Genomic DNA, 17,995 nt, shown 5'->3' with positions numbered 1-17,995 from the left:
ACCATGCGATCAATTTCAGAATTGCTGCTGCTGGGTCGCATCGCCATGGCCCGCCTCGCTCTGGCCTTGCCCACCGCCGCCAGCAGGAACGCGAAAGAACAGTTCGCCACCTCGGTCGGCGTCGCTTTTCCCCATCTGAGCGAGCAGGCCAAGGCGGCGCTGTACGTGCGCCATCAGTTGTCGATGCGTAAATTCATGCTGATGAAGGAACACATGTCGGGACTGTCGGCCGGGCAGTTGAGCGACTTCATCGAGCGCAATGTCCAGGTCGATGGAAAAGTCCAGCTCGACACGGTGAAACAAAGCGCTGCTCCGGTCATTTTTGTAGCACCGCACTACGGTAATTTCCCGGCCGGCTGCCTGAAACTGATCAAGGAAATCGGCCACGCGAAAACCGTCAACGCATTCTACAATCCGCCTTCGAAAAACCGCACCTCCGAAGGCTTCGAAACCTTATTGAAGGGCCTCGACTATGGCTTTCATGCCCTGTTCAACGATCAAACCGCGGTGATAAAAGCGCTGCGCGTGCTGAAACGGGGCGAAGCGTTGACGATGATGCCGGACGTGTTCGATATCAGCGGCCACGCCCTATACGTGCCATTTTTCGGCCGGCTCGTCCCAGCGATGGCGGGCACGGCGCTGTTTGCATTGAAAAGCCGCGCTACCGTGATCGTCGGCTACAACTGCCCCGGCGATGGGCTCGCTTCGACCTTGAAGCTGGGCCGACCCCTGGTGTTCGAGCGCAGCGGTGACCTGGAAGCCGATATCGCCGGCCTGACTGCGGCGATCTTTCGCGAGCTCGAGGCCCAGATCCGCCATTCGCCCGAGCACTGGTTTTATTTGCAGGGGATCGGCGACCTGCTGGCCGACCGCCTGGTGTCGAGCGCCGGCGACGGCAGAGAATGGCTGGAAACGCTCGCCGCGTCTACCTGCCACTTTAGCGCCTTGCTGCCCGACTGGCCGGCAATCCTGCGGGAAATAAAGACGATGCAATCCGCCGGGCCTTGCCCCGACACCATGCACGCCATACCAAGAGAGGCATGACCATGAAATTCTTACCTGCACTGACGCTGTATTGCGCCGCATTGTATTGCGCTCCCGCGCTGTGCGCCGACCGCGAATGGACCAGTTACAGCAACTTGATGAAAATCACCAGCCTCGACAAGTTCTACGCCGCCCCGGCAGCGCAGCGTGACAAATTGCGCATGCTTGGCACGATGAAGCCGAACAATCCGGCAATCGCGCCGGCCAACGTGGTGTTCACTGTCGTTCACGGCGACGAGAGCAAGCGCATCGTGGTGGGCGCCGACGGCACCTTCGATCCGGTGATCCATGCACTGTGGGCACGCGACAATCCCAAGGTCTTGACCAGCATGCCTGCCGGCGAAAAAGCCGGGTTCTCGTTTTCCGTTACCCCGGTCCTGCCGGCCTGCCTGCAATTCGACTATGCCGCCCTGATGGACAGCGTGCGCCAGGTCAACACCCTGATCAAGTCGCAGGCCGGGATGATGCGTTTTCTGATGCCCACCTTTGTCGGCGTTCAAATGCGCTTTCCCGCCGGCCAGCGCACCAGCGCGACCATCCGCTCCGGCGAGCAAGAGCGGGTTGTCAACGCCGACGGCAACGGCGTGCTGCAGTTGCCGTTCGATGAAGCAACGATGGCGGTCAATCCCCGCGTGACGCTGCAGCAGCGGCCGCAGTCCGTCGACTTCATCGAGGACTAAAGCCATGCGCGACGGAGCGGCATGGCCGTCGCTGCGTGCCAGCCAAGCAGGCTGGGCATGCGTTCGCATCGTGATCGCCTTGCTGTGCGTGTTAGCGCCAATGGCGGCGCTGGCGCCGTTGAAAAAACATTACTACATGACCGTCGGCGCCACCATGCGCTGGCCCTTCGCCTGCATCAGCGTGCTGTGCATCCTCGGCGCTTACGCCGGCTATGTACGGTGGATCGAACGGCGTCGCGTCGGCGAGCTTGGCGGCAACGGCGCCGCCGTCGAATTGTCGGCGGGCCTGGGCATCGGTGCGCTGCTTTTCACCCTGTGCATGACGACTCTGGCCGGCGCAGGCGCCTACCAGATCAGTGGCCGCAACGAAGTAGCGGCCATGCTCGCCACCATCCCGGGCTTCGTGACCGGCGCCGTCTTCGAAGAACTGGTGTTCCGCGCGATCCTGTTTCGCATTCTCGAAGAAGCGCTGGGAAGCTGGATAGCCTTGTTCGTCTCGGCCCTCGTGTTCGGCGTGATGCACTTCGCCAATCCCGGCTCGGGTCTGCTCGGCGCCCTGGTCATCGCGGTCGAAGCCGGTGTCATGCTGGGCGCCGCCTACATGGCCACCCGCCGGCTATGGCTGTGCATTGGCATCCACTTCGCCTGGAATTTTTCCCAAGGCGGCATTTTTTCCGTGGCCGTCTCCGGCGACGCCCAGCAGGGCCTGTTTCAATCCCGCCTGACCGGCGCCGAATGGCTCACCGGCGGCCAGTTCGGCGCCGAGCTCTCGGTGGTCGCTGCCACCCTATGCACGCTGGCGGGGATTCTCATGCTGATGCACTGCGTGCGCACGTCGCGGATCGTACAGCCGTCGTGGCGGCGGGCGGCTGTTTGAAACAGAAATGGCGCGGTGCCTTGTGTCAGGCGGTTTTGCGCGAGGCAGTGTTGTTGACGACAACCACGCAGCGGAAGGGCGCCCGACTTTCGAGCGTCCTTGGCAGGACGAACGCACATCGCACGGTTGAGCTCGCGTCGCTTGTCCTCCTTGTCAGGCTTGACCTCTGCCGCTTGACAACGCAGCAGAGCGCTGCAAAGACAGTGTCGTCATGATGATCCGGCATAAGAGTAAAGGCTGGCTCTTGAACCTCGATCGATCACGATACGCAAGGGAAGTTTGCTGGCGAAAACAACACTGTAACACGAATCATTCTCATTTGAGAATAGCAAAGCGCTCAAGATAAGTGCTTTTTCGCAAAGTTTCTAAAAAACTAACCGGGATGGCTGGCATGGAAGGCAGGGCAAGCACTTGGCCACCCTGCCCTCACCTGGCGGGCATTAATCCGGCGGGTTGGCCAGCTTGCGCGCTTCGGCCTGGGCGCGGCGGCGTTCGGCGAAGAAACGCCTAAGGAAAGCGCCGCACTCGTCGGCCAGCACGCCGCCAACGATCGCCGTCTGGTGGTTCAGCGCCGGCTGCGCGAACAGGTTCAGCACGGAACCACAAGCACCGGTCTTCGGGTCGCCCGCGCCGTACACCACGCGCGCCAAACGTGCATGCAGCATGGCGCCCGAGCACATCACGCACGGCTCCAGGGTCACATACAGTTCGCAGCCTGGCAAGCGGTAGTTGCCCAGCTTTTCGGCGGCCGCGCGCAGCGCCATCACTTCCGCATGCGCCGTCGGATCATGGCGGCCGATCGGTTGGTTGTAACCGACGGCGATCACTTCCCCATCCTTGACGACAACGGCGCCGACGGGCACTTCGCCCAGGTCCCACGCGTGCTGGGCCTGCTCCAGGGCCAGTTGCATATAGCGCGCGTCGCGCACGCTATCGTGCATTTCAGTCATCGCTCACTTCTGCCCAGCAATTCGGGGTTTCATGCAACACCAGTTTATGCAGGTGCAAGCCGGTGCCGAAATGGTCGGTAAACGCCGCTTTCAGGATCTCGAAGGCGATGCGGGCCAGGTTTTCCACGGTCGGGATGCGGTCAATGACGACCGTTTTATGGTCGGGCAGGCTGGCCAGGAAATCGCGTACGGCGGTATCTTTTTCATACACCAGGAAAGCGTGGTCCCACACATCGACCAGATGTTGCTTGGCCAACGTTTTCACGTCGGAAAAGTCCATGATCATGCCATTGTCGGAATTGCCTTCCGCTTCGATGACCTTGCCGACCAAGGTGATTTCCACCGTATAGCGGTGGCCGTGCAGGTTGCGGCACTGGCTTTTGTGGTCGGGAATGCGGTGGCCCGCATCGAATTCGAGCTTGCGTGTGATAGTCAGCATATTGTTATATTAATAATAATTAAGGAATTTGCAGGAGTTTATGCGTCTGCAGGCTCAGTTTCCATTGAGGATTGCTTTTGCAGGTCTCGATGGCCAGTTGCAAGTTGTGCGCTGCCAGCGGGCCATCCATCGCCTGCACGAAAAAATTCTCGAAATCGAGTCCTGCATAGGCAGCCAGATCTTGCTGGAACTGAGGGATGACGACCTTGATTTCGTTGCCTTTGTGCACGACCAGGGTGGAACCCATCTTGGGGCTGACACAGATCCAGTCCACGCCGGCCGGCACCGGCAAGGTGCCATTGGTTTCGATGGCGATGGTAAAACCGACCGCATGCATGGCGTCGATCAGGGCCGTGTCCAGTTGTAATAGCGGCTCGCCGCCCGTAAACACCACGTATTTGCTGGGCGCGTAGCTGGCCGGCCACAGGCTGTCGATCAGCGCGGCCAATTCCTGGGGCGTCTTGAACTTGCCGCCCAGTTCGCCGTCCGTGCCGACGAAGTCCGTGTCACAGAACTGGCACACGGCCGTGGCGCGCTCGCTTTCGCGCCCGCTCCACAGGTTGCAGCCGGAAAAGCGGCAAAACACGGCCGGACGGCCCGCGTGCGCACCTTCGCCCTGCAGGGTATAAAAAATCTCTTTGATGCTATAAGTCACTGTATTTCCTAAGAGCTGGCTGGCGTCCTCGCGCAGGGCGTACGCAGCGGTTGCGGCGCGCAGCACCGTCACCGCAAAAGCCGATTGACAACCCTCTATTATATCGCGCCGCGACAGATTTCGTGCAAAAGCCGTCCCGCCCAGGCACGGCGACACCAACGGGCAAGCTTGCTGCGGTGACAGGCATAACTGCATAGCTTTTGCGCTTAGACAATGTAAATAGCCTAAAGCTAATATATTTTTCGTAAGACCATTGCTTAACGGAAAACATTGGGGGAGCGAGAACATGCTGCAACGCTGGCTAAGCCTGCTGTACCGCCTGAGCATTCTGGCCTGCCTGCCAGCTGGCGCGCTCGCCGCCCCGCATATCGAGCCGCTGCTGCCGGCTGACACACAAGCGACGCTGATGGCCGCTTGTGCCGTACTGCTGGGCGCGCTGGCGCTGTTGCTGCTGCGGCTGCTGCTGCGCCAGCGCCGCCAGACGCTGCGCCTGCAGGCACTGGAACAGCTGCGCGTAGACGCCGAACAAGCGCACCTGGCCAGCGAGCAGCGCAAGGCGCGCGAGCAGGAACGCCTGCGCATCGGGCGCGACATCCATGACGACCTGGGCCAGCATCTGCTGACCCTGAAGATCGACCTATCCATGCTGCAAGCGGGCACGCATGGCGCGACACCCGCTCTGGAGCGACAATTGGCCATGATGGCGCGCAATGTCGAGCTCAGCATCGAGGCGCTGCGCCGCATCATCCACGATCTTCGTCCGCCCGCCCTCGATGCCGGTCTGCAAGCGGCGTGCAAGGCCTTGCTGGCGGACTTCCAACGCAGTACGGGCATCGACTGCAGCTGCAATTATCAGCTCGACAGCGCCGCCGGCAGCGCACACGGCCGCCTGCTGTACCACGCGCTGCAGGAAGCGCTGGCCAATATTGCCCGCCATGCGCACGCCACGCATGTCCAGCTATGCCTGCAGCAAGTGGGCAGCACCGTGGCGTGCAGCATCAGCGACGACGGCGTCGGGCTGCCGGGCTCACCGCCGCGCCTGGGCTGCGGCCTGTCCGGCATGCATGAACGCGTGGCCGCCGCCGGCGGCAGGCTGCACATCGATAGCCACAGCGGTGCCGGCACCACCTTGCACCTGTCGCTACCGCTGCCAGACTGCCACGAAGAAGCGATGCACCATCACTGAAGATCTTGCTCAACATCAACACCATCGGCCCGCCACGCCGCATCATGGCCTACGCGCCCCCCCCATTCACGCCCGAGAAGGATGCATACATGCCGGATAGCCATGCACATGCCAGCGCGTCAAGCTGCGATGCAAGCCAGGATTTTGCCGTCAAGATGATGGAATTGCTGGTGGTGCCCACCTTTGTCCTCGACGCGCATGGGCGGGTGATCATCTGGAACCGCGCCTGCGTACAGCTGACGGGCGTGCCGGCAGACGAAGTGCTGGGCATGTGCGGGCCGGGCCGCTGCTTTTACAACGACGAACGCCCCACCCTGGCCGAGTTGCTGCTGGCCGGGCGCGGCGGCGATGCGCGCGCGCGACATCTGCAGCAGCAGTACCGTAGCAGCACGGGCAATAATTTATGCGCGCAAAACTGGTGCGACATGCCGCGCACGGGGCGGCGGCGCTACCTGGCGGTCGATGCCAGTCCCATCTGCGACAATGGCGACGAACTGATCGCCGTCGTCGAAACCCTGCGCGATATGACCGATGAAAAGCGTGCGCAGGGAGAACTGGAGCGCCTGGCCACGCGCGATGGACTGACGGGGCTGGCGAACCGGCGCTGCTTCGACGACACTATCCTGGCCGAATGGCAGCGCGCTCAGCGGCAGGGCCAGCCTCTGTCGCTGCTGATGGTCGATGTCGATAATTTCAAGCAATACAACGACAGCCACGGCCACCAGGGCGGCGACCTGTGCCTGCGCAAGGTAGCGGGCGCCGTGGCCAGCGAAATGCGCGCGAACGACATGGTAGCGCGCTATGGCGGCGAAGAGTTTGCCGTCATCTTGCCGAACCAGTCGCTCAAGGGCGCCGCCATCGTGGCCGAACGCATCCGCCAGCGCGTGGAGCGGCTGCAACTGCCGCGCAAGCACCTCAATGGTGCTTGCGTCACCGTCAGCATCGGCGCCGCCACGGCCCTGCCCGGCCCCGGCACGCAACTGGGACAGCTGATCCACACGGCCGACTGCGCCCTGTACCGCGCCAAGCACCTGGGCCGCAACCGCATCAGCCTGCCGGAATCGACACTCATCTAGGCACCCGCCCCAGCAGCAGGCCTTGGCAGTTTCTGGCGCACCGTTGACGGGCCAGCGCTGAGCTGCCAAAACACTTGCCCCTATGCAGGGGGGCATGAATATTCTATGCTGCGGCGTTGCACTTTCATAACATCCAAAAGAAGGAGCCCCCCGTGTCAAGAGTCATGCCCGCTTTGCTACCCACATTCCTACCCGCTTTCGCCCTGGCGCTGTCAGCCATGGCCGCGTCGAACTTGGGCGCCGCGCCCATCAAACCGGCCAGCGCCAGCAGCGCCTCTGCCAACAAGACCGATCTGCTGCCATTCAAGGCGACCGAAAAAACCTTGGCCAACGGCTTGAAAATCATCATCGTGCCGACCGGCTTCCCCAACCTGGTTTCACTGCAGATTCCCGTGCAGACGGGCTCGCGCAATGAAGTCGAGCCGGGCAAGTCCGGCTTCGCGCATTTCTTCGAGCACATGATGTTCCGCGGCACCAAAGCCTATCCGCCCGAGAAATACCAGGAAGTCATCACCCGCGCCGGCGCGCGCCAGAATGCCTACACCAGCGACGACTTGACCAATTACCACACCACGTTTGCCAAGCAAGACCTGGAAACCGTGCTGAAGGTCGAAGCTGACCGCTTCCAGCACCTCGATTACGCGGAAGACGCGTTCAAGACGGAATCGCGGGCAGTGCTCGGCGAATACAACAAGAACAGCGCCAATCCCGTCTCGAAACTGTTCGAAGTGATGCGCGACAGCGCCTACACCACGCATACCTACAAGCACACGACGATGGGTTTTATCCAGGACATCGAAGACATGCCGAACCAGTACGCGTATTCGAAGCTCTTCTTCGACCGCTGGTACCGTCCCGAGCGCAGCACCATCATCATCGCCGGCGACGTCGAGCCGCAGCATGCCATCGCGCTGGTGGAAAAATACTGGAGCAGCTGGCAGCGCGGCAAGCAGCAGGCGGCCGTGCCCGTGGAGCCGAAACCGCGCGGCCCCGTCTACAAGCACGTGGCCTGGCCCACGCCGACCCTGCCGTGGGTAGCCGTGGGTTTCCACGCACCCGCGTTTTCCGTGAAGGACAAGGATCAAGCGGCGTTGGCGACCCTGCTGTCGCTGTCGTTCGGCCGCACCTCGCCGCTGTATAAACGTTTGGTGCAAAACGAGCAAAAGGTCGACCAATTGTTCGACATGACGCCGGATCGGGTCGACCCGACCCTGGCCGTGCTGGGCGCGCGCGTGAAAAACATCGATGACGCCGTCTACGTGCGCGACGCCATCCTGGCCACGGTAGCGCAGTTGCGCGACACGCCAGTGAGCGAAAAAGACTTGGCGGACGCCAAGTCGGCCGAAAAGTATGGCTTGATACGCACCCTGGACAATACCGAGCAAATCGCCGGCACCCTGGCTTCCTTCGTGCATTTCGAGCGCTCGTATGCCACCCTGAACCAGTACTACCGGCTGATCGATACGCTCACGCCGGCCGACCTGCAGGCGGCCGCGCGCAAATACCTGACCGATGACGGCTTGGTGGTAACCACCCTGTCGCACCAGCCGATGGCGGCCGCCATCGCCGCCACGCCGAAGCTGGCCAGCCTGCTGCCGGCTGCCTTGAACGCCAAGTTCGACGTCTTGGTGCAAAAATCTGCGCTGCCGCAAATCCGCTACAAGCTGCTGTTTACGGCCGGTTCCGCGCAAGACCCCAAAGGCAAGGAAGGCTTGGCCGCGCTGACGGCCGCCATGGTGGCCTCCGGTGGTTCGTCGGAACGCAAGATCGACGAAGTCAACCAGACCCTGTTCCCGCTGGCCGGCAGTTTCAGCCAGCAAACGGACAAGGAAATGACAACCTTTACGGGCTCCATCCACAGGGATAACTGGACGCAGTTCAACGCCATCGCCCTGCCCCTGCTACTCTCGCCCGGTTTTCGCGAAGATGACTTCCGTCGCCTCAAGGATGCGCAGCGCAACGCGCTGTTGCTGGACCTGAAAGACAATAACGAAGAGGAATTCGCCAAGGAGCGCCTGCAAACGAATGTGTATGCGGGTACGCCATATGGCCACCCGGTGCTGGGCACGCTCGCCGGCATCGACGCCATCACCCTCGACGACGTGAAACAATTCTGGAAAAGCGCGTATGCGCAAGGCGCCGTCAAGGTGGGCATTTCCGGTGACGTCTCGGCTGCCATGACGGCGACGCTGACGCAGGCGCTGGCAAGCTTGCCCGCCGGCGCCGGCTTGCCGGCCACGGTAAAACCTGTGGGCCGCAAGGCACAGGGACTGGAAGTGGAGATCATCGAGAAAAACACGCGCGCCACGGCGATGTCGTTCGGCCTGCCGCTCGAGGTGACGCGCACGCACCCGGACTTCCCCGCCCTGTGGCTGGCGAAGACCTGGCTGGGCGAACACCGCGCCTCGAATTCCTATCTATACCAGCGCATCCGCGAACTGCGCGGCATGAACTATGGCGATTATGCGTATATCGAAGCCTTCCCGCGCGGCATGGTTCAGTTCTTCCCGAACCCGAACCTGGGCCGCAAGGCGCAGCTGTTCGAAATCTGGATACGCCCGGTGGCGCCCGATAACGCCCACTTCGCGCTGCGCGTGGCGCTGACGGAATTGGGCAAGCTCATCGACAATGGCTTGACGCAAGACGATTTCGCCACCACGCGCGATTACCTGATGAAAAACGTCTTTGTCATGACCTCGACGCAAGACCAGCAACTGGGCTATGCGCTCGATTCTCAATGGTATGGCACGCCCGAGTTCACCAAGCTGATGCGTGATGGCTTGGCCAAGCTGACGGTGCTTGACGTCAACCGCGCCATCAAGCAACACCTGTCGGCAAAGAACCTGTCCGTGGTGATGGTCGCCAAGGATGCGGCCGGCTTGAAAGAAAAACTCGTCAGCGATGCGTTTTCTCCCATCAAGTACGACGGCAACAAGCCGCAAGCCTTACTCGATGAAGACAAGGTCATCGGCGCGATGAAGCTGGGCATCAAGCCCGAAGCGGTCACCGTGACGCCGGCGGCGCAGGCATTCGCCAAGTAAGCCGGTGCTGTGTCAGCCCCACCCGATGCAGGCCGTCGGATGGGGTTGCGCGCAGCACGCGCGCCTGTCGAGCGCCCTGCCACAGCCAATGCATAGCGCGTCCAGCCGCATCCCACCTCACTCGAAGGGATTCGCCACCGACGTCACCTTGGGCGGGGGCAACTGGTCGGGCAGCGCTTGCTTTTCCAGCTGGGCCACTACGTCGCCCAGCAGTTTTTGCAGCTGTTTTGCCAGCGCCAGGCCCGGCTTGTCCAGGGTCAGGTCGATATCACCGCTGATGCTGATGCGGTCGATGCGGTTTTCGATATTCAAGCCACCGATGTCGAGCACATCGCTTTCATTGGCATACGGGACGAATTTCTTTGCGCACATGGGGTTTCCTTTTCTAGCGTGTTAATTGTTGGACTTGCTATTAACCTTCGGCAAACGCAGCATGCGCAGCTTTTGCTGGCGCGTCAGCGACGGCAACAGATCGATGCCTATCCTGTCTTCCAGTTGCGCAATGCTCAGCACTTCATACGCCTTGGTATCGACGTTTTCAATGAAATAGGCGGCGCCGGCGCGCTGGCGCGGGCTGTACACGACCTTGTACAGGTGGCTGGGCACAAGCACGCGTCCCACCTTGCGCAAGTTACCGCCAATAAAGGCTGGCCCCGTGATCACGTACAGGTCGCCCTCTTTCTTGGCCATCTTGCGCACGGCGCCTTCGATGCCAGCCCAGACATAGCGGTTGTTGCGCGCGTCTTGCGGCACCATATTGGCCAGGGTAAAGCTGTCGCGCTGGCTCTGGCGGTCCGGCATGTCGCCGTTCGGCGCCATGTGAAATACCCGGCAGAGTTCTATACTCAAAGTTTTTGTGCTTCAATGTCTAATTTCCGGGTTTACACCGTACGCAGCCTGGGCTCTTTCGGCGAAGCCGAAGGAGCCAGGAGTCCAAGCGATAGCGCGGCAGTGCAGAGTGACTATCACATCGGTGCTACCAAAGGCAATACGGAGACCGCTCCAGAATCCAATTGTGGGTTCCGCCTGAGGGACAGACCCCGTCGGTTGGATGGCCGTGAATCATCGTTACTGTGCGAGAGACTATTTTCGACGGCGTACTAAAAAGCCTCTGGTGAAGTCTTTAAGGGGTGGTTTGCTGTCATTCGAGGAGGTCTCCGTGTTCAGGTCGTAACAATTCAATTCTGGTGGAATGCTATCTTGAACTGGCTGGGGTCTTGCAGTTCAATCTGCGGGACACCTTTATATTCAGAAACTTTGCCCGTGATACAGATTGAGGCATACCCCACTTCATCGAATATTGTTTCGGACCAATATTTTGCGTTCAATTGTCGGGCATCGAATTTTGACCAGTGTTTCCCCCAAACAACAACTGTCAACCTACTCTGGCTGGGATACAGGCTCCCCACATCTAACCACATCGGGCTTCCCGTGACATTGGGCATCGGCTTGGTAGCGAGCAAAGGTCCTATGACAGTGACCACTTGTCCAATGTATTTTTTGGCTAATGACCAATCCAGTGGGTTTCTGCAATTCAGTGTGCCGTAGGAAGGTTTCTCGCTTCCTGCATTGTTGCCAACTGGACCTACCGGTACGGGGACCCCCGCCAGAGTAGATGTTCTTGCCGGAGATGCGTATGCAGGGAGAGCATCTGTTGGCACATATCTAGGCGGGGGCGAACTGCTTGGGGCGACTTGGGTAGCCACGCTCGGGGAGTTTCGCCAGAGTACTAAAGCGACAAGTACCGTTAGAGCAACCATGAGGAGAAGCTTATGGTTTCTCTTTGTGGGGACTGCTGGTAAGTGCTCAACAGGCAGTTTAACCGTACGACTGGCTAAGGCGCTTTCTGGCCTTTCCGGTGGCGACAACGGAAGAATTTCTGGATGAGCACTTAGCTTCGCGTTTTCAACTTTAGCCGGGACCGCAGTGCCCCCAGGTAGCTTACTCTGAGTCGTGATGATTTCAACGCGTCCAGTCTGCGCTTTCCTCAATCGATTAAGCAGACGGGAGATATGCTTGGCACATCGATGAGGCTCATCCCGGACATCCCGATTGGCAAACCGCAGGACGGGCCAACCCTGCGAGGCGAGGGATGCTTGGCGTCGCTGCCAATCCAGAAAATCTGCATACGACATTCCCGTTCCGGTACCCCGCTTGTCGTAGCCGTCAATTTCAATAGCAACGCGAACGGCCTCTGACTCAATGATAATGAAGTCGCAATAGCGGTTTTTGCCGTCGCTGTCGACGAAGGCGTACTGGGGGCTCACCACGTCGCACTGCAAGCCCTCCACTAACGGAAGGACTTGCTCGGCGAATATTATTTCGTATTCACTTCCCAACTTGTCTCGGTGACGTTCAAGCCAATTACTAAAGTTCATAAACAAACTCGTCGTTTAAGAGCAAATAGGCTCATTTAATCAGGCGCAGGAATTGCGGATTGGCGACCTTAATCTGTAGCGTGCTTTTATAGTTCTCAATCAGGCCACGGGCGCAAGCTTCGGCTCCCTGGAAAACGGACAGTCCGCCAAACCTAGCCTCGAATTTTGGCCGGTCCGTGTCCCACACCAAAAAACTGATGTGCTGATTCGGATACCGAGCCCCCATATTGATGTAAACTCCCTTGCCGAACGGCTTGACCTCGTAGACCCTGCCACACACCATCGCTTCCTGTCCAACATAAAAAGCGGCCTTGCTGGATTCAACGGTGGGTTCGGCGCGAACTGTCACAGTGGATAGGCAGGCCGAAGCGACTGCCACCAGACAAGCTTTCTTCATGTTTTTTTTCATTTTTAGGTCGCTGTAAGTCGTTGCGTTTGACATATCTCATCAATAGAGCGGTAGAGTTATGCCGCCAAGAAACCTATGATACAGAATAAAGATAGAATAATGCGGCTGTGTAATTATTCATTTTGGCCGTTGTAACCCAACACAGCCTGTATTGCGAGTACGAATGCTGGCGGGAATAGCTTGTCGCCGTGCTCGTTCTCAATGCTGCCATCTTCTCCAATGCGAAGGCTTTGTTGGGCCAACCTGGATGTATCGATACCCTTACGCATAGCATTTAGCAGCCTGGGCGACAGATGAGGCGCCTCTTTTGGGGTGGGGGGCTGTTGAGCGGCCTCGATGTCAGCCTGCGGCAGCAGGGTTGCTCCGACCTGAAGGGACTTGAATGCCGCGTGCAAATTGTCGTTCACAACCTTCAATCGCTTGGCGTCATCGAGGGCAACCCGAATAATCGCCCGAATACTGGGGTCCGTGATGAGGTCCAGTGCCTGCTCGACATTTGACTTAGTTCTGGCAACATACCGCGTTGCTCCGCTGACCGCATTGGCGAAAGCCGTGATGATTTCCCGGTAATGCGCGCCTTGAGAATTCCGAAGGCTTTGGGTTTTCGGCCCCGCCAGCTTCTCAAGCCGCCGCCCGACCTCGGCAAGCGAGTAGTCCCGGCCTCCGTCATCACGAATGGCGTTGAGAACCTTCCACAACTTTTCCAAGTTCTCGACCTTGGTCGGCTTCGTCGCCGCACTACGATGCGCAAGATACAGTTGGCGGGCATCCTTTAGGATGTCCGGTGCTGTGGTTTGAAGCTCGGTAGTCATGCTTGTTCCAGAATATGGGTTGCTCGGGCGAAGTCCAAAGTCTTAGGCTTCAAGTGTTCCAGTTGAGCTATAAATGCCTTGTCCAGCCCGATGGCCCGCAGCGTCGTGCGGCCATCTACCAGAGCGTGCACCGTATTGGCATCTAGGCGAGCATAGAGGAACCGGCCCATGGCGTTGGACACCTGTAGCGCGGCCTCATCGTCCAGCAGAGAAAACCGGGGGTCATGGCCAGAGTTGCGCAGCATGCGGTCGAAAAGCCGTGCCCGTTCCAGATTGGGCTGCTGCCAGTTGATGTTCAAGCCATCAAACAGTACGGCATTCGTGCAGATTCGGTTGAGCTGCTCAAATTCGTGCCCTTCGGACAGCACTGCTTCCAGCTGGCCCGTACCGCCCACGGCAACCAACGCCAAGTTGTCTCCCTTTTCCTGTGAGGCAATCCGGATACACTGTTCGGTAAGAGCATAGGCGGCCTGCAAGCTTAATGCGATGTGGTCCACCTCTGCAGTAGCCGACTCGAACGCCGTTTCGGTAATCTCCAACTCACGCTGCCGATGAAACGGGGCGCCATCTCCAAGGGATGCAGCATGAGCGTCGGTCAGCGCATCGAACTTTCCTTGCGCTTTCTCAAAGGTGAAGGACGTTTTTTTTAGCCGATAAGCGAGGTCATTGACGTGGGCCTCCAATCCGAAGAGGAAGGCGGGGCCTGTCATGAAAAATCGGCAGCGAGCACAGTTGGTAGCTCCGCCTGGAACGGCTTGGTAGCGGGTAGTTCCGGTTGAGGGGTCGGATACGGCCAGCCCTTCGTGACAGCGTTTGGCGGCGACTGGGCAGATACCATGGTCCATAACCAGCAAACCTACGCCCGTACCGCTGGCTGCGGCATCCAAGGCTGAATGGTGCCGGAAAGCTACCGCCTTCTCCAGTTCTTTACGGCTGGCTCGCTTAATGAAGCCGGCCATCTCCGCTTGTGACTTGCGCTGCCGTTCTAGCAAGGCCTCATCCATCCGTAGGCTCAAGGTTTCGGCATTAAGCTTGGTGTAGTAGAGCGTCATCAGTACGGTTGCGTGGCCGACAATCCTCATCAGGTATTCCGGCGGTACGCCCTCTTCGTACATGGCCGTGATGATGGAGACCCGTAAACCGTGGAGGTCGAAAGTGGCTGAAGTCGGCTGGCCATTGTGGTCCCTAGTCAAAATCAGTTTGATGGGGTCGCCATTGCTCAGGGTCTCGCCCGCATTGGCCAGCCGGCGCTCCATCTCATCCATGAGCTTCAGCCACAGATTGCGCACTCGCGGGTCGGTCACCGGCAGGTCAGGGCGAGTCTTGTTAGCAGGGTCACGAAACAGAAAGAAGTTCGAGCCCATCTTTGCCAGGTCATCTGCGTGCTTGACCTTCTTCAGCTCGATGATGTCCAGCCAGGCAGTTGGCCCTTTGACCGAATTGTATTTCTCCTGCCAGTTCCGCAGGTCAACCAGCAGTTTCAAAGCGTCTTTCTTTTCCCACGGCATGACATAGCCCTTGACCACGTTCTCGATGTCCGCAGTCTTGTTGGTGTTGAAGTAGAACACTGCGCCTTCGCTACCGTCCTTTCGTTTGTACCGGCGAAATACTCCCCGCTCTATGGGCTTGCCGCCGATGGGTGGATGGTGCTTACCATGATTCGTTTTCCACTGATTATCACCCAGGTAGCGATAGGTGTCAGCCTCGCCGCTATCCAGCATGCGGACCTGATAGGCCCGCGCAGGCAGCAACAGTTTGATGCGAATTGCGTAGGCACGTACGGGGCTCCAGACCGTCTCGAACTCTCCAGTTTCGGGGTGAAGCCAGCGAAAGGTATCCTTATCTCGACCCGCTTCCTTGGCCCATGCAAAATCATTCTCGGTCAGGATATGCATGGCCAAGCTAATCAGCCGGGTCGGCATGGCCTCACGGTGCGTCTCGCCTTGATTCGCATTCTTGTAAATCGCCCGCGGTAGCGGGTTAGCAAAGCCCGGCATTAGGATAGGTGTTTCGTTATCATCCGGCTGGGCACATACCTTGAGCAGCACTTCGTTCATGAACTCATGGATGACCGACATGGTCTGCCGCCCTTTCGTCCCCGGGACGTCAAACAGGGTAGTCGGGCGGCGACGGATATCGAAATATTCAGCCGGATTTCGCGGCAGTTCAGGATGCTCCTGGTAGTGCTTCAAAAAATTATTTACTGCCGATTTCCGCTTACGGAAGTTAGCAGGATTGGCTTCCAGGTGCTCAATCGCCAACCGCGCCCACTCTGCCATCGCCGGGTCTTTCAAAACTAACCAGCCGAACTTGTCATCCCGTGCCAAGTGTCCCATTTTGGCTTTAAAGAAGCCGAAGTCCTCTGGCGCCCACGCAATGGCCTGCTCGTGATGCTCTTCACGCAGGCCGCTGAGCACACCCTGGATGCCCGTAGACCGCATCTTGCCTTGCCGACTTCGTTCCGCTGTGAGATAGAACGTCTTTGGCGTCAGGTCGCCAATTTCAAGCACTCCTGTCCGTGCAAGGATGTGGTCAAGGATGAAGCGGAAGTTGGCGGAGTCATCACTACCGCCACGATTAAGGTACGACCGAATCCGGGTCAGATAGGAAAGCGGTTGCTCCGTGAATCCAGGGTTATCCAGCTTCAGCGAGGGGGAACTGAATGGTCGTTGCTCCTTTGCAGGCCAGGCCACCGCACCACAGGACCACAGTTGCAACATCAGTTCCACCAAGAAGCGTTGAGAGCGGGCTATCGAACTGGTGGTGAGCCTATCCTGAAATTCAGTGACCAGCACCACCTGCAAAGAGGCTGCTACCTCTTCGCGGGTCTGGCATTCGACCAAGGCTGCTACTGCCTTGCGCAGGCCCGGCGAAGGCCTGTGTTCTGGTCGAATTGCGTCCACCTTCGCAAGCCACTGGGTAGCAATTTCGGCCACATCGCTGCGTACGGGGCCAGGAGAGACCAAAAACTGGTCTAGGGAGTTGTTGATATAGATGGTGTGCCCGGTCAGGTCGCTGAAAACGGTTGTGAACTGGTCGACTTGGCAAATTGGGGTCATACAGTTTCCTTGAAAAGAGGGAGCGTTGCCACGGAGAGCTTGCCGATGGCGGCGGCGACGCTAGCTACGCCCATTTGGCGATAAACTTCCTGGCTCTTCGCATTCAGATGGTGCATGGCCACCTGGCCTTCCTTATCGCCCAAGCCCAGCTCGTTAAGCCATTGTCCGTAGCGATGCCGTAGGCCGTGGCTCGACGTTCCCGACCACTTGGCGGGTGTTAAGCCAATACGGCGCACAGCCGCCCTGAAGGAGTCGTCAAAGCCTTCCACCCCAAGAGGTTGACTGTCCTTGGTAAGAAATGCCCAAGGTACCTGTGGCGTCACCGGGCGAACATGTTGGATATACATGCGCCACAATTTCAAGAAGATGCGGCCTGCGTTCTTGTCAATCCAGAATACCTGGAATGCCTTGCGTTCCCGGCTAGTCAGCAGACCGCCCTTCCATCCTGCGTGCCGGCGCCCTGTTTCCTGTGTAAGCGGCCGGCGGCCACCACAGAAACGCTGCAAAAAATCGGCGCGGGTAGTTTTGCGCCGGGTGCCAGTTAGAGCGTCGGTGTATTCGGCGAAGCCGTCACTGGGCTCATGCACCAGGACGAGCGCCAGCTCGGGGTCGTCGGGGTCTACGAAGACGTCATCCACCCAGAGGTGAAGGGGTTCAGAGGCTCGGCAGCCGCCATAGCCACAGAGCAGGGAGATGAGAATGTCCCGCAGGTTATACCTTACCCAAGGGCGAGGGTCATGTCCCTGTCCTGGGTTGATAAAGCCCTTCCAGAGTAGGTCATCCAGCCGCTCCGCAGGAAACGCCTTGGCCTCTTGAAGTAGGCCATTGTGGTCACGAGGTAGATTTGTCCGACGGGCCATATGGGCGTTAGCCGACGCTTTTGAGCGGCTCTTTGTATGGGCCAGCAGAGAGCCCACCTTTTGCTTGTTCCACTTCCGCCAGAATATTAGCTGGTCCGCGAAGGAGGCTTGGTGGTGGATTGGATTCAACATCGTCGTACCGTATCGACGGCTGAGCCAATCACAGAATTCCAACAAGGCCTGGGACAACCGCTTTAAATTTTGTTGACTGGTTGGTTGCCAGTTAAGCCCGCAGACGTCCTTCCCGTCTCGGTAGGTGCCGAACCGTACATCATGGACAAAGGCCGTGTAGAGCAAGCTTCGTTTCGACGTCTCTTTAAATTCCTCCGCACGTACTGATAACCATTCGATGAACCTCCCGGCCGCCTGGGCATAGGTGCGCTCTGTGGTCAGCGATACACACTTCTCCCTGAAGAACTCAAGCAACTGCTCAAAAGGAGAAACGCCCACTATAAGTAACACCGTGGGCGCATCAGCACGGATTTTGTCTTGAACGAGGACCGTTTCCGTGTAAATCATCAAGAGGACT

At 58.9% G+C, this 17,995-nt stretch carries 15 protein-coding genes and 1 pseudogene; 6 read left to right on the top strand and 10 right to left on the bottom strand.

Annotated elements, in window-relative coordinates; translation table 11 throughout:
* The first annotated feature begins 3 nt into the window (after positions 1-3).
* The 3 genes from H4V96_RS09995 to H4V96_RS09985 are packed head-to-tail and all read left to right on the top strand — an operon-like array spanning position 4 to position 2,601.
* Complete coding sequence (locus tag H4V96_RS09995) at positions 4-1,044, top strand: lysophospholipid acyltransferase family protein (RefSeq protein WP_196856659.1); 1,041 nt, start codon at positions 4-6, stop codon at positions 1,042-1,044.
* A 2-nt stretch (positions 1,045-1,046) separates the two neighbouring features.
* Complete coding sequence (locus H4V96_RS09990) at positions 1,047-1,724, top strand: DUF2987 domain-containing protein (protein ID WP_196856660.1); 678 nt, start codon at positions 1,047-1,049, stop codon at positions 1,722-1,724.
* A gap of 4 nt (positions 1,725-1,728) precedes the next feature.
* Positions 1,729-2,601: a CPBP family intramembrane glutamic endopeptidase gene (locus H4V96_RS09985; RefSeq protein ID WP_010397864.1), complete on the top strand. Its 873-nt coding sequence runs from the start codon at positions 1,729-1,731 to the stop codon at positions 2,599-2,601.
* A 440-nt stretch (positions 2,602-3,041) separates the two neighbouring features.
* Here the strand turns inward: H4V96_RS09985 and tadA are convergent, their stop codons facing one another.
* From tadA to queE, 3 genes are read right to left on the bottom strand one after another with little or no spacing between them, the layout of a single operon-like run.
* Positions 3,042-3,542 carry a tRNA adenosine(34) deaminase TadA gene (gene tadA / locus H4V96_RS09980; RefSeq protein ID WP_043461748.1) on the bottom strand — a complete coding sequence of 167 codons (501 nt, stop codon included), beginning with the start codon at positions 3,540-3,542 and terminating at the stop codon, positions 3,042-3,044.
* A gap of 1 nt (position 3,543) precedes the next feature.
* Positions 3,544-3,990: a 6-carboxytetrahydropterin synthase QueD gene (gene queD, locus H4V96_RS09975; protein ID WP_010397859.1), complete on the bottom strand. Its 447-nt coding sequence runs from the start codon at positions 3,988-3,990 to the stop codon at positions 3,544-3,546.
* 19 nt (positions 3,991-4,009) lie between these two features.
* Positions 4,010-4,645: a 7-carboxy-7-deazaguanine synthase gene (gene queE, locus H4V96_RS09970; RefSeq protein WP_010397857.1), complete on the bottom strand. Its 636-nt coding sequence runs from the start codon at positions 4,643-4,645 to the stop codon at positions 4,010-4,012.
* 286 nt (positions 4,646-4,931) lie between these two features.
* Between queE and H4V96_RS09965 the strand changes: the two genes are divergently transcribed.
* The 3 genes from H4V96_RS09965 (at position 4,932) to H4V96_RS09955 (ending at position 9,948) form a co-directional block, all read left to right on the top strand.
* On the top strand, positions 4,932-5,831 hold the full coding sequence (locus H4V96_RS09965) for a sensor histidine kinase (RefSeq protein WP_196856661.1): 900 nt from the start codon (positions 4,932-4,934) through the stop codon (positions 5,829-5,831).
* A gap of 5 nt (positions 5,832-5,836) precedes the next feature.
* Positions 5,837-6,907 carry a diguanylate cyclase gene (locus H4V96_RS09960; protein WP_196856662.1) on the top strand — a complete coding sequence of 357 codons (1,071 nt, stop codon included), beginning with the start codon at positions 5,837-5,839 and terminating at the stop codon, positions 6,905-6,907.
* Between the two features lie 152 nt (positions 6,908-7,059).
* Entirely contained in the window at positions 7,060-9,948 is a 2,889-nt protein-coding gene (locus H4V96_RS09955) for a pitrilysin family protein (protein ID WP_280720903.1), read from the top strand.
* A 117-nt stretch (positions 9,949-10,065) separates the two neighbouring features.
* Here H4V96_RS09955 and H4V96_RS09950 read toward each other — a convergent pair whose 3' ends face one another.
* From H4V96_RS09950 to gmtY, 7 genes and pseudogenes are all read right to left on the bottom strand, one after another.
* Positions 10,066-10,320 (bottom strand): hypothetical protein, encoded by a 255-nt coding sequence (locus tag H4V96_RS09950; RefSeq protein ID WP_010397849.1) that lies wholly within the window; start codon positions 10,318-10,320, stop codon positions 10,066-10,068.
* Between the two features lie 21 nt (positions 10,321-10,341).
* Positions 10,342-10,770: pseudogene (locus tag H4V96_RS09945) on the bottom strand (DNA/RNA non-specific endonuclease); the annotation flags it as partial.
* Positions 10,771-11,126: 356 nt separating this feature from the next.
* A complete protein-coding gene (locus tag H4V96_RS09940) occupies positions 11,127-12,326 on the bottom strand; it encodes a DUF559 domain-containing protein (RefSeq protein WP_280720902.1) in 1,200 nt (399 codons plus the stop codon).
* 31 nt (positions 12,327-12,357) lie between these two features.
* Positions 12,358-12,735, bottom strand: coding sequence for a hypothetical protein (locus tag H4V96_RS09935; protein WP_280720901.1), 378 nt, complete (start codon positions 12,733-12,735; stop codon positions 12,358-12,360).
* Between the two features lie 113 nt (positions 12,736-12,848).
* Positions 12,849-13,547, bottom strand: coding sequence for a gamma-mobile-trio protein GmtX (gmtX, locus tag H4V96_RS09930; protein ID WP_280720900.1), 699 nt, complete (start codon positions 13,545-13,547; stop codon positions 12,849-12,851).
* The gene (locus tag H4V96_RS09925; protein ID WP_280720899.1) at positions 13,544-16,606 is read right to left on the bottom strand and encodes a VPA1269 family protein; all 3,063 of its coding nucleotides are present in this window, start codon (positions 16,604-16,606) and stop codon (positions 13,544-13,546) included. The genes gmtX and H4V96_RS09925 overlap by 4 nt, the downstream gene beginning before the upstream one ends.
* Positions 16,603-17,985, bottom strand: coding sequence for a gamma-mobile-trio recombinase GmtY (gene gmtY, locus H4V96_RS09920; RefSeq protein ID WP_280721181.1), 1,383 nt, complete (start codon positions 17,983-17,985; stop codon positions 16,603-16,605). Before gmtY ends, H4V96_RS09925 begins: the two co-directional genes overlap by 4 nt.
* Positions 17,986-17,995 lie beyond the last annotated feature (10 nt).

Origin of the sequence: Janthinobacterium sp. CG_23.4 (genome assembly GCF_029892305.1) — a bacterium.
Lineage (GTDB): Bacteria > Pseudomonadota > Gammaproteobacteria > Burkholderiales > Burkholderiaceae_D > Janthinobacterium > Janthinobacterium lividum_D.
Note: the sequence above shows the minus strand (reverse complement) of the source record. Positions and strands in the feature narration are given on the sequence as shown.

Bases quoted from the DNA above. Each gene is read 5' to 3' on its own strand.
- H4V96_RS09940 (WP_280720902.1), bottom strand. From the start codon at position 12,326: ATGAACTTTAGTAATTGGCTTGAACGTCACCGAGACAAGTTGGGAAGT.
- gmtX (WP_280720900.1), bottom strand. From the start codon at position 13,547: ATGACTACCGAGCTTCAAACCACAGCACCGGACATCCTAAAGGATGCC.
- H4V96_RS09950 (WP_010397849.1), bottom strand. From the start codon at position 10,320: ATGTGCGCAAAGAAATTCGTCCCGTATGCCAATGAAAGCGATGTGCTC.
- H4V96_RS09985 (WP_010397864.1), top strand. From the start codon at position 1,729: ATGCGCGACGGAGCGGCATGGCCGTCGCTGCGTGCCAGCCAAGCAGGC.
- gmtY (WP_280721181.1), bottom strand. From the start codon at position 17,985: ATGATTTACACGGAAACGGTCCTCGTTCAAGACAAAATCCGTGCTGAT.
- H4V96_RS09935 (WP_280720901.1), bottom strand. From the start codon at position 12,735: ATGAAAAAAAACATGAAGAAAGCTTGTCTGGTGGCAGTCGCTTCGGCC.
- tadA (WP_043461748.1), bottom strand. From the start codon at position 3,542: ATGCACGATAGCGTGCGCGACGCGCGCTATATGCAACTGGCCCTGGAG.
- H4V96_RS09965 (WP_196856661.1), top strand. From the start codon at position 4,932: ATGCTGCAACGCTGGCTAAGCCTGCTGTACCGCCTGAGCATTCTGGCC.
- queD (WP_010397859.1), bottom strand. From the start codon at position 3,990: ATGCTGACTATCACACGCAAGCTCGAATTCGATGCGGGCCACCGCATT.
- H4V96_RS09990 (WP_196856660.1), top strand. From the start codon at position 1,047: ATGAAATTCTTACCTGCACTGACGCTGTATTGCGCCGCATTGTATTGC.
- H4V96_RS09995 (WP_196856659.1), top strand. From the start codon at position 4: ATGCGATCAATTTCAGAATTGCTGCTGCTGGGTCGCATCGCCATGGCC.
- H4V96_RS09925 (WP_280720899.1), bottom strand. From the start codon at position 16,606: ATGACCCCAATTTGCCAAGTCGACCAGTTCACAACCGTTTTCAGCGAC.